15 protein-coding genes are annotated in these 22,219 nt (G+C 71.2%); 13 read left to right on the plus strand and 2 right to left on the minus strand.

The features are described 5' to 3' along the window. Positions 1–65: 65 nt before the first annotated feature. The 6 genes from fsxC (at position 66) to fxsT (IF54_RS0117075) (ending at position 12,782) form a co-directional block, all read left to right on the plus strand. Positions 66–1,241 carry an FxsC protein gene (gene fsxC / locus IF54_RS0117050; RefSeq protein WP_030319398.1) on the plus strand — a complete coding sequence of 392 codons (1,176 nt, stop codon included), beginning with the start codon at positions 66–68 and terminating at the stop codon, positions 1,239–1,241. Continuing rightward, positions 1,238–5,233 carry an FxSxx-COOH system tetratricopeptide repeat protein gene (fxsT, locus tag IF54_RS0117055; protein ID WP_030319400.1) on the plus strand — a complete coding sequence of 1,332 codons (3,996 nt, stop codon included), beginning with the start codon at positions 1,238–1,240 and terminating at the stop codon, positions 5,231–5,233. Before fsxC ends, fxsT (IF54_RS0117055) begins: the two co-directional genes overlap by 4 nt. 132 nt (positions 5,234–5,365) lie before the next feature. Beyond that, the gene (locus IF54_RS0117060; protein WP_234438996.1) at positions 5,366–6,460 is read left to right on the plus strand and encodes a hypothetical protein; all 1,095 of its coding nucleotides are present in this window, start codon (positions 5,366–5,368) and stop codon (positions 6,458–6,460) included. Next, positions 6,457–7,275 (plus strand): aminoglycoside N(3)-acetyltransferase, encoded by an 819-nt coding sequence (locus IF54_RS0117065; RefSeq protein ID WP_030319404.1) that lies wholly within the window; start codon positions 6,457–6,459, stop codon positions 7,273–7,275. The genes IF54_RS0117060 and IF54_RS0117065 overlap by 4 nt, the downstream gene beginning before the upstream one ends. A gap of 208 nt (positions 7,276–7,483) precedes the next feature. Next, entirely contained in the window at positions 7,484–8,737 is a 1,254-nt protein-coding gene (locus IF54_RS0117070) for a TIR-like protein FxsC (RefSeq protein WP_030319406.1), read from the plus strand. A gap of 79 nt (positions 8,738–8,816) precedes the next feature. Further along, the gene (fxsT, locus tag IF54_RS0117075) at positions 8,817–12,782 is read left to right on the plus strand and encodes an FxSxx-COOH system tetratricopeptide repeat protein (RefSeq protein ID WP_030319408.1); all 3,966 of its coding nucleotides are present in this window, start codon (positions 8,817–8,819) and stop codon (positions 12,780–12,782) included. Between the two features lie 150 nt (positions 12,783–12,932). Here fxsT (IF54_RS0117075) and IF54_RS0117080 read toward each other — a convergent pair whose 3' ends face one another. Both IF54_RS0117080 and IF54_RS0117085 read right to left on the minus strand, forming a co-directional pair. After that, on the minus strand, positions 12,933–13,805 hold the full coding sequence (locus IF54_RS0117080; protein ID WP_030319409.1) for an alpha/beta fold hydrolase: 873 nt from the start codon (positions 13,803–13,805) through the stop codon (positions 12,933–12,935). 119 nt (positions 13,806–13,924) lie between these two features. Continuing rightward, the gene (locus IF54_RS0117085; protein ID WP_030319410.1) at positions 13,925–14,371 is read right to left on the minus strand and encodes an ATP-binding protein; all 447 of its coding nucleotides are present in this window, start codon (positions 14,369–14,371) and stop codon (positions 13,925–13,927) included. Positions 14,372–14,601: 230 nt separating this feature from the next. On the opposite strand from IF54_RS0117085, the gene IF54_RS0117090 reads away from it, so the two are divergent. From IF54_RS0117090 to pheA, 7 genes are all read left to right on the plus strand, one after another. Beyond that, positions 14,602–15,459 (plus strand): hypothetical protein, encoded by an 858-nt coding sequence (locus tag IF54_RS0117090; RefSeq protein WP_030319411.1) that lies wholly within the window; start codon positions 14,602–14,604, stop codon positions 15,457–15,459. Between the two features lie 170 nt (positions 15,460–15,629). Next, entirely contained in the window at positions 15,630–16,367 is a 738-nt protein-coding gene (locus IF54_RS0117095; protein WP_030319413.1) for a YcnI family protein, read from the plus strand. Positions 16,368–16,446: 79 nt separating this feature from the next. Continuing rightward, a complete protein-coding gene (locus IF54_RS0117100) occupies positions 16,447–17,103 on the plus strand; it encodes an SCO family protein (RefSeq protein WP_030319415.1) in 657 nt (218 codons plus the stop codon). Positions 17,104–17,114: 11 nt separating this feature from the next. Beyond that, positions 17,115–17,573: a copper chaperone PCu(A)C gene (locus IF54_RS0117105; RefSeq protein WP_030319418.1), complete on the plus strand. Its 459-nt coding sequence runs from the start codon at positions 17,115–17,117 to the stop codon at positions 17,571–17,573. A 13-nt stretch (positions 17,574–17,586) separates the two neighbouring features. Beyond that, the gene (locus IF54_RS0117110) at positions 17,587–19,602 is read left to right on the plus strand and encodes a copper resistance CopC/CopD family protein (protein ID WP_030319420.1); all 2,016 of its coding nucleotides are present in this window, start codon (positions 17,587–17,589) and stop codon (positions 19,600–19,602) included. Between the two features lie 8 nt (positions 19,603–19,610). Continuing rightward, a complete protein-coding gene (gene efeB / locus IF54_RS0117115) occupies positions 19,611–20,888 on the plus strand; it encodes an iron uptake transporter deferrochelatase/peroxidase subunit (RefSeq protein WP_030319424.1) in 1,278 nt (425 codons plus the stop codon). A gap of 68 nt (positions 20,889–20,956) precedes the next feature. Further along, a complete protein-coding gene (gene pheA / locus IF54_RS0117120) occupies positions 20,957–21,889 on the plus strand; it encodes a prephenate dehydratase (protein WP_030319427.1) in 933 nt (310 codons plus the stop codon). Positions 21,890–22,219 lie beyond the last annotated feature (330 nt).

Raw genomic sequence — 22,219 nt, forward strand, 5'->3', positions numbered from 1 at the left:
GCCTCCGTCCGGCACCGCCCGAGGCAGCCCGCGTCCCCGGGCCGTGCCGAGCAACTGGAGTCACCGTGAGCCACTTCTACCTGAGTCACGTGCGCACCGTCGACGAGGAGTGGGTCGCGGCGTTCTTCCACGACCTGTGCGCGGTCGTCGGACGCCGCACCGGCCGTCCACCGGACACCGTGGGGGCGCGCGGCGAGCCCCGTTCGTCGGACATCTCGACGGATCTGCTGGGCCGTTCCACCGTCCTGGTGGTGCTGCACTCCCCGCCCTACTTCGCGCAGTCCTATTGCCTGGCCGAGTGGTCCTACTTCCAGCGGCGGCTCAATCTGCACTGGTCCCGCACCGGCCGCCGCGCCGACGCCGTCGTACCGGTGATGTGGGAACCCGATCCGACCGGCGAGCTCGACGAGCTCGTCCCCTACCCGCCGCTGCGGGTGGCGTCGGAGGCCTACCGGCAGGACGGGCTGCTGCACCTGCTGCGGCTGCGGGCGCGCTACCGGGCCGCGTACGAGGAGGTGCTGGAGGCGATCGCCGACCGCGTCGTGGCGGCCACGGAACGGCTGCCGGAGGTGCACGGGTTCGACATGTCCGGCAACCGGTCGCCCGTCGGCGTTCCCGCCCCCGCGAGCGGACAGACGGTCAGCTTCGTGGTGGCGGCCCCCGCCCAGAACGAACTGCCCGAGGAACGGCACTCGCGCCAGAGCTACGGCAAGACCCCCCTGACCTGGTCCCCCTACGCCCCCGGGGAGGAAGGGGCGCTGGTCTCGCTGGTGGTGGACACCGCCACCACCCTCGACTTCACGGCGACCGTCCTGCCCCTGGACGAGGAGACCGTCGACCGGATCAGCCGGGAACAGGACCCCGAGCAGCTCGTGGTGCTGCTGGTGGACGCCTGGGTGGCCCTGCGGGGGGACAAACGCAGCCTCCTGGCCGCCGTCGACGAGCGGAGCCCCGAGGCGACGACGGCACTCGAACCGAGGGCACGCGACGACACCGAGTCGGCGGAACTCACGGCCACCCTCGACGAACTCCTGGACCGCACGCTCCCGCTGCTGCGCGCCCGCCACAGCGAGTACGAACGCTGGGGGCTGCCGGACGCGGAGAGCTTCACCTCGTCCCTGCGCAAGGTACTCATCCGCCTTCAGAACGAAGCCCTCAGGTCGGTGCAGGCCGTGCGGTCACCGGCGCCGCCGGCGGAAGGGCTCCATACGTTTCCCCTGCTCGGAAGGTACTCCTCATGACGTTCGACCCGGGTGGCGCCGGTACCCACGACTCCGGCACGATCGTCACGTTCTACTCGTTCAAGGGCGGAACCGGCCGCACCATGGCCCTCGCGAACGTGGCCTGGATCCTGGCGAGCAACGGAAAACGTGTCCTGGCCATGGACTGGGACCTGGAAGCCCCCGGTCTGCACCGCTACTTCGCCCCCTTCCTGGGCGACCCGGAGCTGCGCTCCACGCCCGGCGTCATCGACCTGATCCGCGGGTTCGACCTGGCCAGGCCCAGGCCGGCCGGAGGCGACTACAGCCGGCAGGCGCGGGTGGAGCGCTATGCCTCCGCCCTGAACTGGAGCTTCGACAGCGGCGGCTACGTCCTGTTCGTCTCCCCCGGCCGGCGGACCCCCGAGTACTCCGAGACCATCAACACCTACGACTGGAAGGGCTTCTACGAACAGCGCGATGGAGCCGCCTTCCTCCAGGCCCTGCGCGACGACATGCGGCACAACTACGACTACGCCCTGATCGACAGCCGTACGGGCTGGAGCGACACCTCCGGCATCACCACCGTGCTGATGCCAGACGTATTGGTCAACTGCTTCACCCTGAACACCCAGTCGGTGGACGGCAGCGCCAGCGTGGCCGCGGACGTGCGGCGGATCGCCCCGCACGTGAAGATCCTCCCTGTGCCCATGCGGGTGGAGGACGCCGAGCAGGAGAAGCTGGCGATCAGCCGGGGACACGCCCGCCACCGCTTCCAGGAGTTCCTGAAGGACACCCCGCGGGCGGCCGACCCCGACGGCTACTGGGGTGCGGTGGAGATCCCCTACAAGCCCTTCTTCGCCTACGAGGAGGTCCTCGCCACCGTCGCGGACACGCCCCGTCAGCCCGCCTCCCTGCTGGGCGCCTACGAACGCCTCACCTCGGTCATCACCGACGGCCGGGTCACCGCCCTGCGGCCGGTCGAGGAGCCGGTGCGCCGGCAGCTGCTCTCACGGTTCCAGCGGGTGCCGGTGCCCGGCGGGCGGCTGGTGCCGCGGGTGCGGATCGACTACGCCAAGCGTGACGGGGCCTGGGCGGACTGGATCGCGACCCAGCTCCAGGCGGCGGGTGTCACGGTGACCCAGCGTGGCAGCAGCCCGTCCGAACCCCTGCCCGGCGGGGCCGAGGAAGGCGCCGACGTGGTCGTCGCCCTCCTGTCGCCGGACTTCGCCACGACCCCGGTCGCCGACGAGGTGCGGGCGCTGGTGGCGGCGAGCGAGGGACCCCGCATCATCGGTCTGCGCACCCGGGAGCACCAGCCCGAGCCGGCGCTGCGCGGACTGCCCGGATTCACACTGGTGGACGCTTCCGCCGAGCAGGTTCTCGGCAAGGTCTTCGCCATGCTGGAGATCGATGCGTCGGCCACCGCCGTCGTCACCGGGGGAACCGGCTTCCCGGGCCGTGTTCCCGGGATTTTCAACGTGCCGCGCCGCAACAACTCCTTCACCGGCAGGGACGTCCAGCTGGAACGGCTGCGGACCAAGCTGAGTGCTGAATCGCTCCGCGTGGATACGCCGGTCAGTCGAGCATTTCTGTACGGTTTGGGTGGAATCGGTAAGACTCAGATCGCGCAGGAATACGTCCACCGTTACGGATCCCAGTACGACTTGGTGCACTGGATTCCGGCGGAACAGCCCAACCGGATCCCGCAGCTCCTGGCGGAACTCGGCCTTGAGCTGGGAGTCCTGGGCGACACAGTGGACGAGCGCGTCCAGGCGACCATGACGGAGCTGAGCAGTGACCGTCACGGCCGGTGGCTGTTGGTCTTCGACAACGTCACCGACAGCCAGGACGCGAACGGCGCAACGCCACACAGGAACGAGGGAGACACGACGGTGGAGCCGTACCTTCCAGCCGAGGGGCCGGGCCACGTCATTCTCACCGCCCGGCGCTCTCCCCACCAGGAGGCCGAGACCGCCATCGAGGTGGACTCCTTCAACAGGTCCGAGAGCATCGCCCTGCTCCGTCGCAGGGTGGACGGACTCTCGGCGGCGGACGCCGACCGGATCGCCGACACCCTGGGCGACTTCCCGATGGCGATGGAACTCGCGGCCGCCTGGCTGCGGCAGACGGCCATGCCCCTGGACACCTATCTCCAACAGGTCAACAGCCGGGTCAGCTCGGTGCTCAACGGCTCCCCGGGCGCCGGCGAGAGCCAGCAGGGATCGCTCTTCGCGGTCTGGCGGCTGACCGTCGACCGGCTGGGCAACGAACGGCCCGCCGCGGTGCGCCTGCTGGAGCTGTGCGCCTACCTCTCCCCCGAGCCCATCGCGCACTCGCTGCTCTACAGCGACGCCATGCGCAACCGGCTCGCCGAGGAGACCGGCGACGAGTCGGTGCTCGACCCCATGGTGATGGGCTACCTGATCCGCGACCTCGGCCGGTACGCGCTGGCCACCGTGGACCAGCAGAACGGCTCCATCCAGGTGCACCGGCTGGTCCAGGCCGCCGTGCGGGAGTGGCTGGGGGAGGACCCCGAGCGCGAGGCACGGACCCGGCGACAGGCCCAGCTCGTGCTGGCCGGAGCGCTGCCCTCGGCCGCCTTCCAGGAGGACAGCGCCGCGGCCCGGGAGCGGTTCGCGGAGCTGCTCCCCCATCTGGAGCCCTCGGAGGCGATCTACAACACCGACGCGCGGGTCTGCGAGTGGGTCATCCGCCAGGTCCGCAACCAGTGGCGGATCGGCGACCACCGCGCCGCCGCCGCGCTCGGCCAGAAAGCGCTCGAGGTCTGGACGGACTCCCTCGGCGCGGACCACCACCTCCGGCTGCGGCTGGCCGCCCAGGTGGCCAACCCGCTGCGCTCCCTGGGCCGTTACCGGGACGCCCACGAACTGGACTCCGACACCCTGCGCCGCCAGCGCGACCAACTGGGCCCCGACGACGGGTACACCCTGGTCACCGCCCGCAACTACGCCGCCGACCTGCGGGGTCTCGGCCGTTACCAGGAGGCGCACGCCGAGGACCGCAACACCCACGAGCTCTACCTGAACAGCCCGCACTTCGGCCCCGACCACGAGGAGACCCTCCGCGCGGCGAACAACCTCGGCGTCTCCCTCAACCTGGTCGGCCGGCCCGCCGAAGCGCTGGAACGGGCCACCGAGGCCTACCAGAGGTGCCGCCAGGCGCTCGGACTCCAGCACCGGGTCACCTGGATCCTCGCCAACGGAGTCGCCCTGGACCGCCGTGAGATGGGGGACTACCAGGGCTCCCTCGACCTGCTCTTCGAGATCCGGCGGCGGTTCGTGAACCTCCAGGGCGAGAAGTCCAACGACGTGCTGCGCACGGACACCTCCCTGGCGGTGACCCAGCGCAGGCTCGGCCACTACGCCGAGGCGGAGGCCCAGACACGCTCCACCCTCAACGTCTACCGGCAGCGTTACGGCGAGGGGCACCCGGACACCATGTCGTGCACCGCCAACCTCGCCTGCGACCTGCTGGCCCTGTCCCAGCTGGACCCGAGCCGGGGCGCGGAGGCGGTCCGGCTCGGTGAGCGGAACCACCAGCGCTACCGCGAGCGCCTGGGCGCGGAGCACCCCTTCACCCTGGCGGCGGCGACCAACCTGGTGGCCATCCTGCGCAACCAGGGGGAGACCGAGCGGGCGCTGGCACTCGCCGACGAGACGCTGCCGCTCCTGATCAGGCTGCTGGGCGCCATGCACCCCGCCACCGTCGCCTGCCGGGCCAACCGGGCCGGCGTGCTGTCCGTGCTGCGCCGCTACGAGGCGGCGCTGGCGGAGGACGAGGAGGTGCGCGACGCCTATCGCCACCTCTACCGCGACTACCACCCCCGGGTGCTCTGCGCGGAGTTCAACGTCGCCCTGGACCGCAGTCTGACGGGCGACGCCGACGCCGAGCAGGACCTGCGGAGCGCACGGCGCGCGGCCGAGGAGGAGTTCGGGCCCGACCACCCCACGGTCCGGGCGATGCGTGACCGCAAACGGATCGACTTCGACCTGGAGATGCCGCCGACCTGATCCGGTTATGTCGTTCTTTCCCGTTTCGGGTGATCCGGGCGACCTGTCGTGACACAATTCAGGCCATCAACTCGTAACCATTCAGGGTTTTTTGGCGAATTGTCAGGTGCGATGCACAACGTCTTCGCAGGGGTGCCACCCTTGGGAAAGAAGCAGGCCAATCTGCTCACGGCCGTCCTGCGGGGGGTGCCGGTCCTGGGGGCCGGCAAGGAACCGCGGCCCCTCGCCGACGGTGACGTCCGCCGGCTCCTGGAGACCCTGCCTTCGTGCGCCGACGCGCAGGAGACCGGTGAGGTCAACCGGCTGCGCCCGCGGGTGCTGAACGCGCTCGTCGGCGCCGACGCCAGACGCTCGGGCTACGTCCAGGGCCTGCCCCGGCACGGCGCCGCCGCGCTGCTGCGGGCCGCGGGCGAGGCCGTCCGGGCCCCGCTGGTGCTGCGGATCGTGTACGGCGCCAGCACCACGGTCCCGCTGCGGGCGCTCAGCTACGTCCTGCCGGCCGTCCGCATGGCGACCCGGCTCACCGGGGCCGGACTGCCCGCCCCGTACCTCCAGATCGTGCTGGCCGGCTCCCTCGGCTGCCGGGTCAACGGCCTCTCCGGTGCCGCCGTCGCCGAGGAGACGACGCTGCTCGCCCGCTGTCTCGACCCGCTCCTGTCGGCCCTGGTGCCGGGCCGCTTCGGGCTGTACGACACCCTCCCGGAGCCCGGTCTCGTCGCCGCGCTGGACGCCCTGGTCCGCACCCTGACCCCGGCCCGGCGGGCCCGCGTCCTCGAACGGCTCGGCGGCAAGGGCGGCGCCACCGCCGACGAACAGACCCTGCGCTACGCGGCCGCCCACGTCCTGGTCCACGACCGCGCCGCCGTCCCCCTCGCCCTGCGCCGGGGCACCGCGGTCCCGGCCCACGCCACGGTGATCGACGTCGGCGGCCTCCAGGAACGCCATTTCCATGCCGTACGACACCTGTTCGCGGCCGGCGCCTCCGGTGCGGCGGCTCCCGGGGCGCTGGTGCTGTCCCGGCACTCGGTACCGCCGTACACCATGGCCAGGGGCGGGGACGTCGGGCTGCGCGAGTTCCTCGAGGGCGGGAGCCCCCGGGGCGGGCCCCTGGCCTCCGCGGTCCGCCACGACCTGCGGCTGCTGTGGTCCGCGCCCCTGCCGGTGGGGCTGAACCGGGCCGATGTGCGGCGCGAGCACGCCGACGTCCTCGAAGGAGTGCCGAGTTGACCCAGACCACCCCTCTTCTCGGGGCCGAACTGGCCTCACAGCTGCGCGCGTTGGGTATCCGGCCCGGCGACACCCTGCTCGTGCACACGTCGTTGCGGGCCGTCGGGCCCGTGCAGGACGGGGCGCGAGGTGTGGTCGACTCGCTCCTGGACGTGCTCGGGGCGGACGGCACCCTGGTCGTCTACGCCCAGACCCCGGACAACTCCGACCCGTCCCGCTGGCCCCTCACCAGGGGCCGTGCCGTGCCGGCGACGGAATGGGCCGGGCTGCGGGCGACACTGCCCGCGTTCGATCCCGCGCGGACGCCGAGCTACGGGGTGGGGGTACTGCCGGAGGAGGTCCGCACCCGGCCCGGAGCGCTGCGCAGCGACCATCCGCAGAGTTCCTTCGCCGCCCTGGGGCCGGCCGCGGCGCGGATCACCGCCGGACACGCCCTGGACTGTCACCTGGGCGAGGACTCCCCCCTCGCCCGGCTGGAGGAACTGGACGCGCGTGTCCTGCTGCTGGGCGTCGGCTACTCCGTCTGCACGGCCTTCCACCTCGCCGAGTACCGCGTGCCGGGCCAGGGCAGCCGCGAGTACGGCTGCGCCGTCGACGACGGCTCGGGAAGGCGCTGGCACCGCTACCGTGACGTGGACTTCGACACCTCGGACTTCCCGGCGCTGGGCGAGGCCTACGAGTCCCTCCCCGAACACCCGGTCACCCGAGCCCGCATCGGCACCGCCGACTCCCGCCTGTTCGACCTGGCCCCGGCGGTCGCGTACGCGGAGACCTGGCTGACCGGGCATCGGGCGGGACGGGGGCGGGCGGGGTAGCGGTTTCGGGGTGTTGCGTGCGCCTCGCGGTGCGGGGGCCGGGGAAGGGGCGAGGGGCGGCTTGCCGCCCCCGGGGGGGGCATGGGTGCGCTCTCGCTCCCCGCGGTGCTCGCTCCTGTTTCGCACAGTGGTGTTCGACGTACCGTTTCGCCGATGAGGCGTGGTTCCTACACTGAAGCTCGGTCGGACGGCGTATCGGGGGGTATTCGTGCGAGGGGACCCAGACGACCCCAGGAATGGGCGTCCGTATTTTTTTCTGAGTTACGCGCACACGCCGCGGAACGACTCCGAGATCGCCGGCCCCAACGCGTGGGTGAAAAAGCTGTACGACGGCCTGTGCGCGCACATCCTGGAGATGACGTCGTTACCGGTGGGTGCCAGGGCCGGATTCCTCGACCAGGGGATCGCGCTGGGCACCCGGTGGACGGACGAGCTGTCCGAGAACCTGGCCCGCTGCCAGGTGTTCGTGCCGCTGTACTCGCCCCGGTACTTCATCAGTGAACAATGCGGCCGCGAGTGGTGGGCGTTCTCGCAGCGGGAGATCTACCGCCGCACCCTGCGCGGGGAGTCCCGCGAGAGCGCCATCGTCCCCGCGTTATGGGTTCCCGTGGAAGTCGCCCAGCTTCCGCAGGTGGCCAAGGACCTCCAGTTCCAGCACGCGGACTTCGGGGAGGACTACGCGGCGGAGGGGTTCTACGGACTGACCAAGCTCAGCTATCTCAAGGACCAGTACGAACGCGCCGTCTACCGGCTGGCCCAGCGGATCGTGCGCGCCAGCCAGGCCATCGACCTCCAGGAAGGGCAGATCTACCGGCAGTACGAGTCCCTGCCCAGCGCCTTCGGGGACAGTGCCCACCCGCCCGAGTTCGACGTCACCGTGATCGCCCGCTCCCGGTCCGACCTGCCGCCGGGCCGGGCGGCCGACTACTACGGGGACACCCCGCTCGAGTGGAACCCCTACCATCCGGTGTCCACCCGCTCCCTCGCGGAGCACGCCGCCGACCTCGTCCGGGCCATGAACTACCGGGTCACCGTCAGCGACTTCGAGACCGACTCGGACCGCATCCTCACCGTCAGCCCGCCCACCACCCCCGCCCTGCTGCTGCTCGACCGGTGGGCCCTGGACTCCCCGCGCGTGACGGAACTCATGGCCCAGCTCGCCGAGCGGCAGCGTCCCTGGATCAGCGTGATGATCCCCCAGCACCGGGACGACACCGTCCCCCCGGAACGGGACCGGCAGTTGCAGGAACTCACCGACCGGCTGCTGGCCGCACGGCAGGTGGTCGGCTCCGGCCATCGCTCGCCCGGCGGCGCCATACGCACCCTGGAGGCCTTCCAGCTCGAACTCCAGAAGGCCGTACGACAGGCGGTCAACTACTACGAGGCCCATGCGAGGACCTATCCGCCGAAGGGGCCGACCGTCGATCCCCCGCGGCTGCCCAGGCTGGGATCCCAGATCTGAGCGCGACGCCGGGCCCCGCCCGCGGCACCCGGCGCGTACGGCACGAGGGAAGTGCAAGGCCTACACAGCGGAGGGCTTCATGACCGAGAACCGCAAGGGTTCAGTGATCACCTTCTACTCGTACAAGGGCGGCACCGGCCGGACCATGGCGCTCGCCAACGTGGCCTGGATCCTGGCCGCCAACGGGTATCGCGTGCTCGCCGTCGACTGGGACCTCGAGGCGCCGGGGCTGCACAGGTTCTTCCACCCGTTCCTGAAGCCCTCGTTAATGCAGGCCACCCCTGGCCTGATCAACCTGATCGACGACTACCGGCGTGAGGCGCTGCGCGACCTGCCCGACCGCGAGCCGGACTGGCACCGGCACTACGCCCGGGTCCGCCCGCACGCCCTCTCCCTGGACTGGGCCTTCCCCGAGCCCGGCAGCCTGGACTTCCTGTCGGCCGGCATGCGCCACCGGGACTACCCGATCGTCGGCAACATGGACTGGGACAGCTTCTACAACAGCTACGGCGGCGGGCAGTTCTTCGACGCGATGCGCGCGGACATGGAGCGCTACTACGACTTCACGCTGATCGACAGCCGCACCGGACACAGCGACCTCGCCGACATCTGCACCGTGCAGATGCCCAGCACCCTGGTGGTCTGCTACACCCTCAGCGACCAGAGCATCGAGGGCGCCGCCGCCGTCGCCCAGCACATCGAGGAGCGGTACGGCGACAAGGGCATCCGCATCCTGCCGGTCGCCATGCGCATCGACGACGGCGAGAAGGACAAGGTCGACGCCGGCCGGGCCCTCGCCCGCGAGCGCTTCGACGGCCTGCCCAGCGGCATGGACGCCGACGAACTCACCGCCTACTGGGGCTCGGTGGAGATCCCCTACCGGCCCTACTACGCCTACGAGGAGATCCTCGCCCCGTTCGGTGACCCGCCCAAGGTCGCCAGCTCCATGCTGACCGCCTGCGAGCGGCTGACCTCCGTCGTCACCGGGGGCCGGGTCACCTCTCTGCCGCCCCTGAACGAGATCAAGCGCAACCAGTACGTCGCGGCCTACACCCGCCGCCGTCCCCTGCCGCCGTCGAAGCTGCTGCTCCAGTACGTCTCCGAGGACCGCATGTGGGCGGACTGGCTGGAGGCGGTGCTGCGCGAGGCACGCTTCGAGGTGACCTCCCAGGACCTGCGGTCGATGACGACCCTGGAGCTCGGCTCGGAGGCGGTGTCCGGCGGCTCGCAGCGGACGCTCGCCGTGATCTCCCCCGCCTTCCTCGGTTCCCGCACCGCCCGGGCCGCCTGGGAGGCCACCGTGCACTCCGGCGGCCCGCAGAAGCACCAGCCGATCGCGCTGCGCGTCGGGGACGTCCAGCAGATCCCCTACGCCAGCCGGGGCGGCACCATCGATCTGGCCCGGCTGGACGAGGAGACGGCGACGGCCGCCCTGCTGACCGGTCTGGGCCGGCCCAGCTCGCCGCAGCCCTCCGCCCGGCCGCACGGGGCCCGCTTCCCCAACAGCAGCACCAGCGTGTCCAACGTCCAGCCCCGCTACCCGTTCTTCACCGGCCGCTCCTCCATCCTCGAACAGGTGCGCCGGCAGTTCGTCACCAGCGCTCCCGGCGGCGGCCTGCCCCAGGTGCTGCACGGCCTCGGCGGCGTGGGCAAGACCCAGCTCGCCCGCGAGTACGCCAACCGCTTCAAGCCCGACTACGACCTCGTCTGGTGGGTCGACGCCGAACAGGCCGACCTGGTCGCGCCCAAGCTCGCCGACCTCGGACGGCGGCTCGCCCCGGGCATCGGCGACGACGTGTCCGAGGCCGCCGTGGCCGCGCTCCAGGCGCTGCGGGCCGGCCACCCGTACAAGCGCTGGCTGCTGGTCTTCGACAACGTCGAGGACCTGGACGACGTGCTGAACCGCTTCAGCGACCAGACCGGACCGATCCCCGACGACGTCTACGGGCACCTCCTGGTCACCACCCGCACCAAGCCGACCTCGACCCGGGTGCGGACCGTGGAGGTCGAGGTCTTCACCCGGGAGGAGAGCGTCGAGCACCTGACCGCGCGGGTACCGGGACTGCGCGAGGAGGACGCGGCCCTGGTGGCCGAGGCGGTCGGCGACCTGCCCCTGGCGATCGAGGTCGCGGCGGCCTGGCTGGCCACCACGGCCACCCCCGTCGGCGAGTACATCGAGCAGCTGCGCGACCAGAGCACCCAGGTCCTGTCGGTCCAGGCCGCCGTCAACGCCGTGGAGTACCCGTCCTCGGTGGGCGCCACCTGGAACATCTCCGTGGCCCGGCTGCGCCACGAGTCACCGGCGGCGGCCCGGCTCCTCGAACTGTGCAGCTTCCTGTCCGCGGAGCCGATCTCGATGGCCCTGGTCGGCAGCGACGCGATGATCAAGGCCCTGCTGCCGTACGACAAGGACCTGCGCGCCCGGTACATGCTCGGCAAGGTCACCCAGGCGCTGAACCGGTTCGCGCTGGCCAAGGTCGACGCCACCGACAACTCCATCCAGGTGCACCGGCTGGTGCAGGCCGCGGTGCGCGACAGCATGGACCCGCGGACGGCCGAGGACACCGTGCACGAGGTGCACCGCATCCTCGCCGCCATAAGGCCCTCCGAGGACGCGGTGGACGACCCCGCCAAGTGGCCCGAGTTCGAGGTGATCTGGCCGCACCTGGTCCCCTCCAACATCCGTGAGTGCGCCGAGGAGGAGCCCCGGCAGCTGATGGTGGACCGCATGCGCTACCTGTGGAAGCGCGGCGAACTCCATCTCGCCCGCACCCTGGGCACCCAGCTCAACGAGTTCTGGAGCACCGAGTTCGCGGACTCCAACGACGAGCAGATCCTCAACCTGCGGTTCGAGCTGGCCAACATCCTGCGCTCGCAGGGCGAGTACCAGGCCGCCCGGGAGATGGACGAGGACACCCTCGCCCGGCAGCGCCAGCTCCTCGACGACGGCCACCCGTCCCTGCTCATCACCTCCGGCAACGTGGCCGCCGACCTGCGGGCGCTCGGCCGTTTCAAGGAGGCGCTGGAGCTGGACCAGCGGAACTACAACGGGTTCCGCGAGATCTTCGGCGAGGACCACTCGCGGACCCTGCGCTCCGCCAACAACCTCGCCATCGACCACCGGCTCACCGGGGACAGCGAGGCCGCCCGGCGGCTCGACGAGGACACCGTGCGCCGCCGTACGGCGATGGACGGGCCGCTGCACCCGTACACCCTCACCACCCGCAGCCACTACGCCCGCGACCTGCGCGAACTCGGCGAGTACGACGAGTCGGTGGAGATCCTGCGGCAGGTGCGGGAGCTGTTCGGACAGGTCCTGAACCCCTATGTGCCGGAGGTGCTGCGGGTCGACAAGAGCCTCGCGGTGTCGCTGCGCAAGGCCGGGCGGCACGCCGAGGCGCTGGAGCTGAGCGAGCAGACGTGGGAGACCCACACGCGCTACCGGGACCGGTACGGCCGCTCCATTCCCGAGGAACTGGCCTGCGGGCTCAATCTCGCCGCCGACTACCTCGCGACCGATCCCGAGCAGGGGGCCCAGCGGGCGGTTCGGCAGGTCACCGAGGTGCTCGAGGGGTACCGGAACTCCTTCGGGCCGGGGCATCCGTTCACGATGTTCTGCATCAACAACCTGGCGACCTATCACCGGGCCCTCGGCGAGCCCGGCACCGCCGCGGAACTGGCGGAACAGGCCCACACCGCGCTCGCGCGGGCCCTCGGCAACGAGCACCCGGCCACCCTCAGCGCGGGGGCCAGCCTGGCCAACGCCCTCGCCGACCTCGGCCGTCTGGAGGAGGCCGAGCACTGGGAGCGGCTCGCCATGACCGGGCTGCGCAAGCGACTGGGGCCCACCCACCCCGACACCCTCGCCGCCATGGCCAACCTCGCGATCACCCTGCGCGCCCTGGGCCACGACAAGGAGGCCACCAAGCTCCACCAGGAGGCGGAGACCGAACTCGTCCAACGCCTGGGCGAGATGCATCCGCTGAGCGCGGCGACGACGGAGTGGCGCCGCATCGACCGGGATCTGGAGCCGCAGCAGGTGTGAGGGGGGTGGGTGAGAAGGGGCCTTTGTCGGCAACGGGCACATCACGGCAGAACTGGCCTGTATCGGCAACGGGCACATCGCGGCAGAACTGGCCTGTGTCGGCAACGGAGCCACACGTGACGGCAGGCCTTGCCGGTTCCACCGCCGGAGTCAGTCGTCGTCGCGCGATGCCCAGCCGATGATGCGGGTCATGACGCGCAGGGCTCCGAAGTGGGCCGCGTCGGGTTCGACCTCGACCAGGGCGCCGGGGATGTTGCGGCCCAGCCAGCGGGTGTGTTCGACCGGGGCGAAGATGTCCTCCGCGCCGTGCCACAGCACGACGGGCGCGTTGATGTCCGCGAGGTCGAAGCCCCAGCCCGTGCTGAACGCCATGACGTCGTCCACCCACCCGTCGGCGGAACTGCGCAGTCCCTCCGCGAAGTTGCGCTCCAGCATGGCCTGGATACCGGCGTCCGCGACGATCCGGCGGTCGGACTCCGGCAGCCCGCTGCGCATCTCGGCGACCATGGCCGCGGGATCGGCGCGGATCGTCACCGAGCGCAGGCCCAGCGCGGCGGTGAGCCGGTGCCGGCCCGCGGCCGCGTTGACGTAGGCGTGGACGTTCGCCTCGGTCATGCCGTCGAACCAGTCGAGATCGGCGGCGTCCCGAGGGGCGAGCCCGACCAGCGCTCCGGTGCGCGCGGTGCGCTCCGGGATCAGTGCCGCGCAGGCCAGCGCGTGCGGGGCGCCCCCGGACCGGCCCACCACACCGAACCGCCCGATCCCGAGCGCGTCGGCGATCAGGCGGACGTCCTCGGCGGCCGCGCTGACCGTACGGCCCACGCTGCGGTCGGAACCGCCGTATCCGGGACGGTCGAACGTGATCAGCCGGACCCCCATGCGGTAGAGGACCGACGGCCGCGGGGCGGGGCCGAGACGGCTCCCGGGGGTGCCGTGCAGCAGGAACACCGGACGCCCCTTGGGGTCCCCCCGCTCCTCGACCGACAGCCTTCGGCCGTCCCTCGCGCAAACCGTCCACGCCATCGGCAGTCCCCCCACGGCCCGGCGTTCCCCTGACTCCGGCCACCGAGCAGCCGGCCCCGGTCGGTGCGACCGGCACCGGTCAGTATGCAGACCGGAACCCCAGGAGTCATGACATCGGATCACACCGCCATCAGCGGGGCGTCCTTCTTCCACTTCAGGATCTTGTCGAAGCTCACCACGGCCCCGCGGCGACCGGGCTTGTTGCCGATGTGGACATGGTCGGCGAGTTCCTGGATGAGACACAGGCCCCGGCCGTTCTCGGCCTCCCCGGAGACGGGGCGCAGCGGCTGGACCGGCTGGGGGCGGGCGAACCCGGGCCCGGAGTCGGTGACTTCGATACGACACTTCTCGCCGTCGAGGTACGCGGTGACCCGGTACGCCGCCGAGGAGTCCCGCTGCCCGCCGTGCTCCACCGCGTTGGCGCAGGCCTCGCTGAGGGCGAGGGAGAGGTCGTAGGAGACGTCCGGGTCGACACCCGCGGTCTCCATGGTGCCGAGCAGCAGGCGCCGGGCGAGCGGCACGCTCGCAGCCTCGCGCCGCAGATGGAGTGACCACCAGATGCTCATGCTGCTGCCTCCTGGCCGCGGCTCGACATACCGTTACGTATTGCCGCGCGTGCCCGGGTGTAAGCGCATCGTGGACGTGATGCCGCCCATATGGGCGATGCGCGGGGGTCGATACACGGTGTATGTGGGGCAGCACGCGCCAGAAGTGACCTTCCGGTCGTACGCCCCGTACGTCATCTTGTGGACCTGCCGTATGGCGCCGGTAAGGCCAGTGCGATGATGAGCCCGCCATGACTGCCCCCCACGCACGTTCCGGAGACGGTCTCCGGGTTCTGCGGGCCGCGGTGTTCGCCGCGGTCTGCGTCGTGCTGGCCGCGGCCGGTCACTCCCTCGCCTCCTGCGCCACCGTCCCGTGGTGGACGCTCGGCGCCGGGTTCGCCGGGGCGCTCGTGGTCGTGGCCCCTCTCGCCGGGCGGGAGCGGTCACTGCCGGGCATCGCGACCCTGCTCGCGCTCGGACAGACCGTGCTGCACGTGCTGTTCGGATTGGGGCAGCACGGGACGACCACGACGGCGATGTCGTCGATGCCGGGTACGTCCGACGCCGCTCTGGTCCAGCAGGCCGCGCGGCTGCTGTGCGGGACCACCGCGGCGGCGATCAGTCCGGCGCAGGCGCACCGGCTCCTCGTCGAGGCCCGGCTGTACCCGGCGACCGGGACCGGATCGGGGGCGGGTACAGGAACCGGGATGGGGGCCGGCGGGGCGCATGCCATGAGCGAGGCCTCCGGTTCCGGCGGCTCCTCCGCGCTGTCCCTGCTGCCGTCCCTGCCGATGCTCCTCGGCCACGTCCTCGCGGCCGCCGCTGCCGGCTGGCTGCTCCGGCGCGGAGACCTGGCGCTGCTCCGGCTCGCCGAGTTGTCCGCGTACTCGGCGCACTCGATGGCGGAAAGGGCGCTCGTACGGTCCCTGCGCGCGGCGCTCGCTCTGGTGCGGGCCCTGCGTGCCGGTCTGCCGGGGGCGCCCGAGGCCGGACCGCGTGCGCCGCTGACGGCCTCGCTCACGCCGCCCCGACCGCGCACCAGGGCACTCCAGCACACGGTGATCCGCCGGGGTCCGCCAACCGCCTCCGGGCTCGTTCTCGCCGCCTGACGCGACGCGACCACCACTCCACTTTCCGAGGGACGGGTTCCCGGGGGACGTGAAAAAGGGGGCCGCCGTCGTGCGGCAGGCGCGTGCGCGCACGCGTATCCCTCTTCACCGGACCTCACCGGAGTCCCAGCGGACTTCACCGGAACCCCTTTCGAACCGGAGTGCTCTTCATGAAGGCTTCTCGCCTCGTCGTCCCCGGCGCCGTCGCCGCCACCGCCGTCGTCGTCCTCTCCTCACCCGCCTTCGCGCACGTCAGCGTGCAGGCGGAGGGGACCGCCGCCAAGGGCGGCTACGCGGTCGTGGACTTCAAGGTCCCCAACGAGCGGGACAACGCCTCCACCACCAAGCTCGAGGTGAACTTCCCGGCCGACCACCCGCTGGCCTCTGTCATGCCGGAGCCGATGCCGGGCTGGAAGATCGTCGTCACCAAGTCCAAGCTCGCCAAGCCCCTCGAGATGCACGGCAAGCAGATCACCGAGGCCGTCTCCAAGGTCACCTGGACCGCCACCGGCAAGGACGGCGGCATCCGGCCCGGCTACTTCGAGAAGTTCCCCCTCTCCGTCGGCGCCCTGCCCGAGGACGCCGACGAACTGGTCTTCAAGGCGATCCAGACGTACTCCAACAAGGAGGGCGTGCGCTGGATCGAGGTCCAGGAGGACGGCGCGGAGGAGCCCGAGACGCCGGCCCCCGTGCTCGCCCTGTCCGCGGCCTCCGAGGACGGACACCACGGCGCGGCGGCCGCCGAGGAGACGGACGCCAAGACCGAGAACGCCGCCGCGAGCAGCGAAGTCGCCCCGGCCGACAGCAGCGACACCACCGCCCGGGTGCTCGGCGTGGTCGGCATCGTCGTCGGCGCCCTGGGCGTGGCCTACGGCGTGCTCGCCGGCCGTCGGCGCAGCGACGCCTGACCCTGTTCCGTGACCACGCGCCGGGGGTCGTAGCGGCCCCCGGCGCGGACCCCAAACCTTGAATCTGGGACCTTTCGACATGCGCAAGAAGATGTTCGCCGCGGCCGCGCTGATCGCCGCCGCCACCCTGACCCTCTCCGCCTGCGGCAGCGGCGACGACAGCTCCTCCCCGGTCTCCGTGGTCTCCGAGGACTCCGCCGCGAACAAGGCCGCCACCGTCCTCGACCAGCCGTTCGAGAAGCCGGACCTGGTCCTCACCGACACCAAGGGCCAGAAGTACGACCTGCGGGCCGCGACCAAGGGCCGGCCCACCCTGATCTACTTCGGCTACACCCACTGCCCCGACATCTGCCCGCTGACGATGAACAACATCGCCGTGGCGAAGAAGCAGCTGCCCAAGTCCGAGCAGGACAAGCTGTCCGTCGTCTTCGTCACCACGGACCCGGCCCGCGACACCCCCTCCGAGCTCGGCAAGTGGCTCAAGGGCATCGACCCCCGGTTCGTCGGCCTCACCGGCGACTTCGCCACCATCCAGGCGGGCGCCCGCACCCTCGGCATCTCCATCGAGCCGACCCACAAGGACAAGAAGACCGGCAAGACCGTCTCGGTGCACGGCACCCAGGTCGTCGCCTTCTCCCCGAAGACGAACGCGGGATACGTCCTCTACGGCGAGGACGCCACCGTCGACGACTACACCAAGGACCTGCCCAAGATCATCAAGGGGCAGAACCCGTGAGGCGTACCGCGATGTCGGCCACCGCCCTCGCCGGCGCCGGGGGCCTCGCCCTGGTCGGAGCGGTCGTCCTGGTCGGCTGCTCCGGCTCCGACGCCTCCGCGAAGAACCTCACCGTCTCCGGCGCCTACATCCCGCAGCCCGTCTCCGCCGACATGGCCGCCGGGTTCCTGACCATCTCCAACCCCGGCTCGTCCCAGGACGAGCTGACCTCGGTCACCAGTGACGACGGCGACATCACCATGCACGAGACCAACGGCGGCACCATGGAGGAGGTCTCCCGCCTCACCGTCCCGGCCCACGGTCAACTCGTGTTCAAAAGCGGCGCCAACCATCTGATGTTCGACAAGCTGAAGCGCAAGCCCGAACAGGGCCAGACGATCACCGTCGAACTGCACTTCGCCCAGTCCGACCCCGTCGTCGTGAAGATGCCGGTGAAGTCGGCGACCTACGTCCCCAAGACCGGACACTGAGGGAGGGACCACCTTGACGCAGACCATCGCCCCCCGCGTCCGGACCCTGGTGCTGCTGCTCCTGGCCACGGCCGGCCTGCTGCTGACCACGGCCGGACCCGCCTCCGCGCACGCCGCACTCACCGGCAGCGACCCCCAGCAGGGGGTGGTGGTCGACAAGGCACCCGACCAGGTCTCCCTGACCTTCTCCGAACAGGTCGCCCTGTCGAACGACTCGCTGCGGGTCCTCGACCCCAAGGGCAAGGCGGTCCAGCAGGGCAAGCCGTTCGAGGTCGGCGGCACGACCTACGGCGTGAAGGTGCACAGCGGCCTGCCCGACGGCACCTACACCGTCACCTACCAGGTCGTCTCCGCCGACAGCCACCCCGTCTCCGGCGCCTTCACCTTCTCCGTCGGCGCCCCTTCCGTCACCTCCGTCTCGGTCTCCGGGGAGACCGCGGGCGGCGGGGTCGTGGGGTGGCTGTACGGCTTCGGCCGGTACCTGTCGTACGCCGGCTTCATCGTACTGGTCGGCGGCGGCGCCTTCGTGCTGGCCTGCTGGCAGCGTGGCGCCGGGGTACGGCCCATGCAGCGGTTCGTCGTCGGCGGCTGGCTCACCCTCACCTCGGCCACCCTGCTGCTGCTCCTGCTGCGAGGTTCCTACACGGGCTCCGGGAAGGCCGCGGACATCTTCGATCTCGACCTCCTCGGGAACGTCCTCCAGACCAAGGCGGGCGCGGCCCTCGTCTCCCGGCTGCTGCTGCTCGCGGCGGCGGCCCTGTTCATCTCCGTGCTCTTCGGCGCCTACGACAAGCGCGAGGCCGAGGAGAAGCGGGACCTCACCTTCGGACTCGCGATCGGCGGAACCGTCGTGGCGGCCGGACTCGCGGCCAGCTGGGCGATGGCCGAACACGCCTCGGTCGGCCTCCAGCCCGGCATCGCGATGCCCGTCGACGTCCTCCACCTGCTCGCCGTCGCCACCTGGCTCGGCGGCCTGAGCGCACTGCTCGTCGCGCTCTACCGCTCGCAGACGCCGATCGAGTCGGCCGCCGTGCGCCGGTTCTCCCAGGTCGCCTTCGGCAGCGTCGTCGCGCTGGTGGCGACCGGTGTCTACCAGTCCTGGCGGCAGCTCGGCTCCTGGTCGGCGTTCACCGGGACCCGGTACGGGCAGCTGCTGCTGGTCAAGATCGGGCTGGTGGCAGTGCTGGTCGGCATCGCGTACATCTCACGGCGGTGGACGGCCCAGCTGGCCGACACCGTCGTACGGCCGGGCAAGCGGGCCCCTCAGAAGGAGCGGGTCGCCGCGAACGCCTCCGGCTCCGCCAAGGCCGCCAAGTCCGTCAAGGGGGCGGGCGGTGCGGAGGAGTCCGGCGCCAGCGCGTCCGCCGACAAGGCCGGTGGCGGGAAGCAGGCCAGTGGCGCCAAGAAGGCCGGTGGGGCGAAGGGCGACGGCTCCGACCGGGCCGCTCAGCTCGCCCGGCAGCAGGCCGCGATGGACACCGCCCGGCAGAAGCGGACGCGGGACGCCGATCCGCACCGGTTCGGGCTGCGCCGGTCCGTGCTCGCCGAGGCGGGCGTCGCCGTCGTCCTGCTGGCCGTCACGACCGTGCTGACGCAGACCGAGCCCGGCCGCACCGAGGAGGAGGCCAAGGCGGCCAAGTCGGCTGCCTCGTCGTCCTCCTCCTCGTCCTCGGCTCAGGCCGGGTCCGGAGCGGTGACCCTGGACATGTCCTTCGACACCGGCGGCTCCGACGGCAAGGGCGTCGTGACGGTCGACGTCGACCCCGCACGCGTGGGCGGCAACGAGATGCACGTCTACGTCCAGCGGCCCAACGGCCGTGCCTTCGACATACCCGAGGTGAAGGTCGCCCTCACCCTGGAGGCCAAGAAGATCGGGCCGCTGGCCATCACCCCCGACCACATCACCACCGGCCACTGGTCGGCGAGCAACGTCCAGATCCCCATGGCCGGTGACTGGAAGATCGCCGTCACCGTGCGGACCTCGGACATCGACCAGACGACCGTCTCCAAGAACGCGCAGATCGGCTGACCCGCACCATGGCTGAACAGTCCCTCCCCGTCGCCGACCAGGACGCCTCGGCGGAAGAGAAACCCTCTTCGCGACCGGGCGTCTCACGGCGTGCCCTGCTCGGCACCGCCGGCGCCACCGGGCTGATGCTCGGCGCGGCCGGCGGGGCCGCGGGCTATGCGGCCGCTCCCGTCGCGGCGACCCCACTGACCTCGGTGGGCAGCACCGAGGTGATGTTCCACGTGAAACATCAGCCGGGCATCACCGACGGCCTCCACGCGCGCGGCCACCTCGTCGCCTTCGACCTCACGCCGGGCGCGGGCCGCAAGGAGGCCGCGGCACTGCTGCGCCGCTGGTCGGAGACGGCCCGCCGACTCATGGCCGGGGAGCCTTCCGGATCCGACGACACGGACGTCGCCCGGGACGCCGGTCCGTCCTCCCTGACGGTGACCTTCGGCTTCGGGCACAGCTTCTTCTCGCGCACCGGGCTGGAGAAGCAGCGCCCGGTCGCCCTCGACCCGCTGCCCGACTTCTCCTCCGACCAGCTCGACAAGTCCCGCAGCGACGGCGACCTGTGGGTGCAGATCGGCGCGAATGACGCCCTGGTCGCCTTCCACGCCCTGCGGGCGATCCAGAAGGACGCCGGCAGCGCGGCGAGGGTCCGCTGGCAGATGAACGGCTTCAACCGCACCCCCGGCGCCACGGCCCACCCCATGACGGCCCGCAACCTCATGGGCCAGCTGGACGGCACCCGCAACCCCAAGCCGAGCGAGCCCGACTTCGACCAGCGGATCTTCGTCCCGTCCCCCGCCACGCCCGCGTGGATGGCCAACGGCTCCTACGCGGTCGTACGACGGATCCGGATGCTGCTCGACGACTGGGAGAAGCTGTCGCTCGGGGCCCAGGAAGCCGTCATCGGGCGCCGGAAGGCGAACGGGGCCGCGCTGTCCGGCGGCAGTGAGACGACCGCGATGGACCTGGAGAAGACGGATGCCAAGGGCGATCTGGTGGTGCCGATCAACGCACACGCCCGCATCACCCGGCCCGACCAGAACGGGGGCGCGGCCATGCTCCGCCGTCCGTTCTCCTTCCACGACGGCATCGACGCGGACGGGGTGCCGGACGCCGGGCTCCTGTTCGTCTGCTGGCAGGCCGACCCGCTGCGTGGCTTCGTCCCGGTGCAGCGCAAGCTCGACCGGGGTGACGCGCTCTCCCAGTTCATCCGGCACGAGTCGAGCGGACTGTTCGCGGTGCCGGGCGGCGCGGCCCAGGGAGAGTACGTGGGGCAACGCCTCCTGGAGGGCTGAGGTCCCGCGGGTTCACCCGGTCGTGAGACGGGCGGGCCCGGTTCCGCAAGGGCCATTAGGGTGAGGTCATGCCAGCGAGCTACGCCTATCTCGGCCCTGAGGGCACCTTCACGGAAGTCGCGCTGCGGACGCTTCCCGAGGCGGCCACCCGGGAGCTGATCCCGTACGTGTCGGTGCAGTCCGCGCTGGACGCGGTGCGCGCGGGGGAGGCCGAGGCCGCGTTCGTGCCGATCGAGAACTCCGTCGAGGGCGGCATCACCACCACCCTCGACGAACTGGTCGCGGGTGCCCCGCTGATGATCTACCGCGAGGTGCTGCTGTCGATCACCTTCGCGCTGCTGGTCAGGCCGGGCACGCAGCTCACGGACATCAAGACGGTCTCCGCGCACCCGGCCGCCCAGCCGCAGGTGCGCAACTGGCTGAAGAACAACCTCCCGGACGTCCACTGGGAGTCGGCCGCCTCGAACGCGGACGCGGCCCGGCTGGTCCAGGAGGGCCAGTACGACGCGGCCTTCGCCGGTGAGTTCGCGGCCGCACGGTACGGCCTTCAGGCACTGGAGACCGGGATCCACGACGCCGAGAACGCGCAGACGCGGTTCGTGCTGGTCGGCCGTCCGGCCCGGCCCGCCGCTCCGAGCGGTGCCGACAAGACGTCCGTGGTGCTGTGGCAGCGCGACGACCACCCGGGCGGGCTGCGTGACCTGCTGGGCGAGTTCGCCACCCGCGGCATCAACCTGATGCTGTTGCAGTCCCGGCCCACCGGCGCCGGTATCGGCAACTACTGCTTCTGCATCGACGCGGAGGGCCACATCACCGACCGCCGGGTGGCGGAGGCCCTGATGGGGCTGAAGCGCATCTGCCGCGAGGTGCGCTTCCTCGGTTCGTACCCGCGTGCGGACAAGGAACGCGAAGACCTGCTGGCGCCCCTGCCCGGCACCTCGGACGAGGAGTTCATGGCGGCCTCGGACTGGGTGGCGCGGTGCCAGGACGGGCGCTTCTGACCTGTCTTACCTGCAGATTTTAGTTATCCACAGAAGTTGTCCACAGGCTGGCTTCTCGACCTGGGGACAAGTCGACACCGAAGCGCGACCCTGTCGACAAATCGGCCTACAGACCCTGCCGATGTCCACCCGCGCGCACATCACCCTTCGTCCATTCTTTTCCCATGGGTAACCCTTTGGGGTGACCGGTTTCCACTCGAAAGTAGGGGTAAAGAGGAGTTTGCGCCGGGAATCCTCGTCATGTCTCCCGGGTTTCGGAGTGATCAATTCCGAAATCCACAGATCCTTGGCACACCCTGTGGATAACTTTCCGAGGGGTGTGGATTCCTG

The organism is Streptomyces sp. NRRL B-3229 (assembly GCF_000719505.1).
In the GTDB taxonomy this organism is placed as follows: Bacteria; Actinomycetota; Actinomycetes; order Streptomycetales; family Streptomycetaceae; genus Streptomyces; species Streptomyces griseorubiginosus.

Bases quoted from the DNA above. Each gene is read 5' to 3' on its own strand.
- IF54_RS0117080 (WP_030319409.1), bottom strand. From the start codon at position 13,805: ATGGCGTGGACGGTTTGCGCGAGGGACGGCCGAAGGCTGTCGGTCGAG.
- fxsT (WP_030319400.1), top strand. From the start codon at position 1,238: ATGACGTTCGACCCGGGTGGCGCCGGTACCCACGACTCCGGCACGATC.
- efeB (WP_030319424.1), top strand. From the start codon at position 19,611: ATGGCTGAACAGTCCCTCCCCGTCGCCGACCAGGACGCCTCGGCGGAA.
- fxsT (WP_030319408.1), top strand. From the start codon at position 8,817: ATGACCGAGAACCGCAAGGGTTCAGTGATCACCTTCTACTCGTACAAG.
- IF54_RS0117095 (WP_030319413.1), top strand. From the start codon at position 15,630: ATGAAGGCTTCTCGCCTCGTCGTCCCCGGCGCCGTCGCCGCCACCGCC.
- IF54_RS0117105 (WP_030319418.1), top strand. From the start codon at position 17,115: ATGTCGGCCACCGCCCTCGCCGGCGCCGGGGGCCTCGCCCTGGTCGGA.
- IF54_RS0117090 (WP_030319411.1), top strand. From the start codon at position 14,602: ATGACTGCCCCCCACGCACGTTCCGGAGACGGTCTCCGGGTTCTGCGG.
- IF54_RS0117100 (WP_030319415.1), top strand. From the start codon at position 16,447: ATGCGCAAGAAGATGTTCGCCGCGGCCGCGCTGATCGCCGCCGCCACC.
- pheA (WP_030319427.1), top strand. From the start codon at position 20,957: ATGCCAGCGAGCTACGCCTATCTCGGCCCTGAGGGCACCTTCACGGAA.
- IF54_RS0117085 (WP_030319410.1), bottom strand. From the start codon at position 14,371: ATGAGCATCTGGTGGTCACTCCATCTGCGGCGCGAGGCTGCGAGCGTG.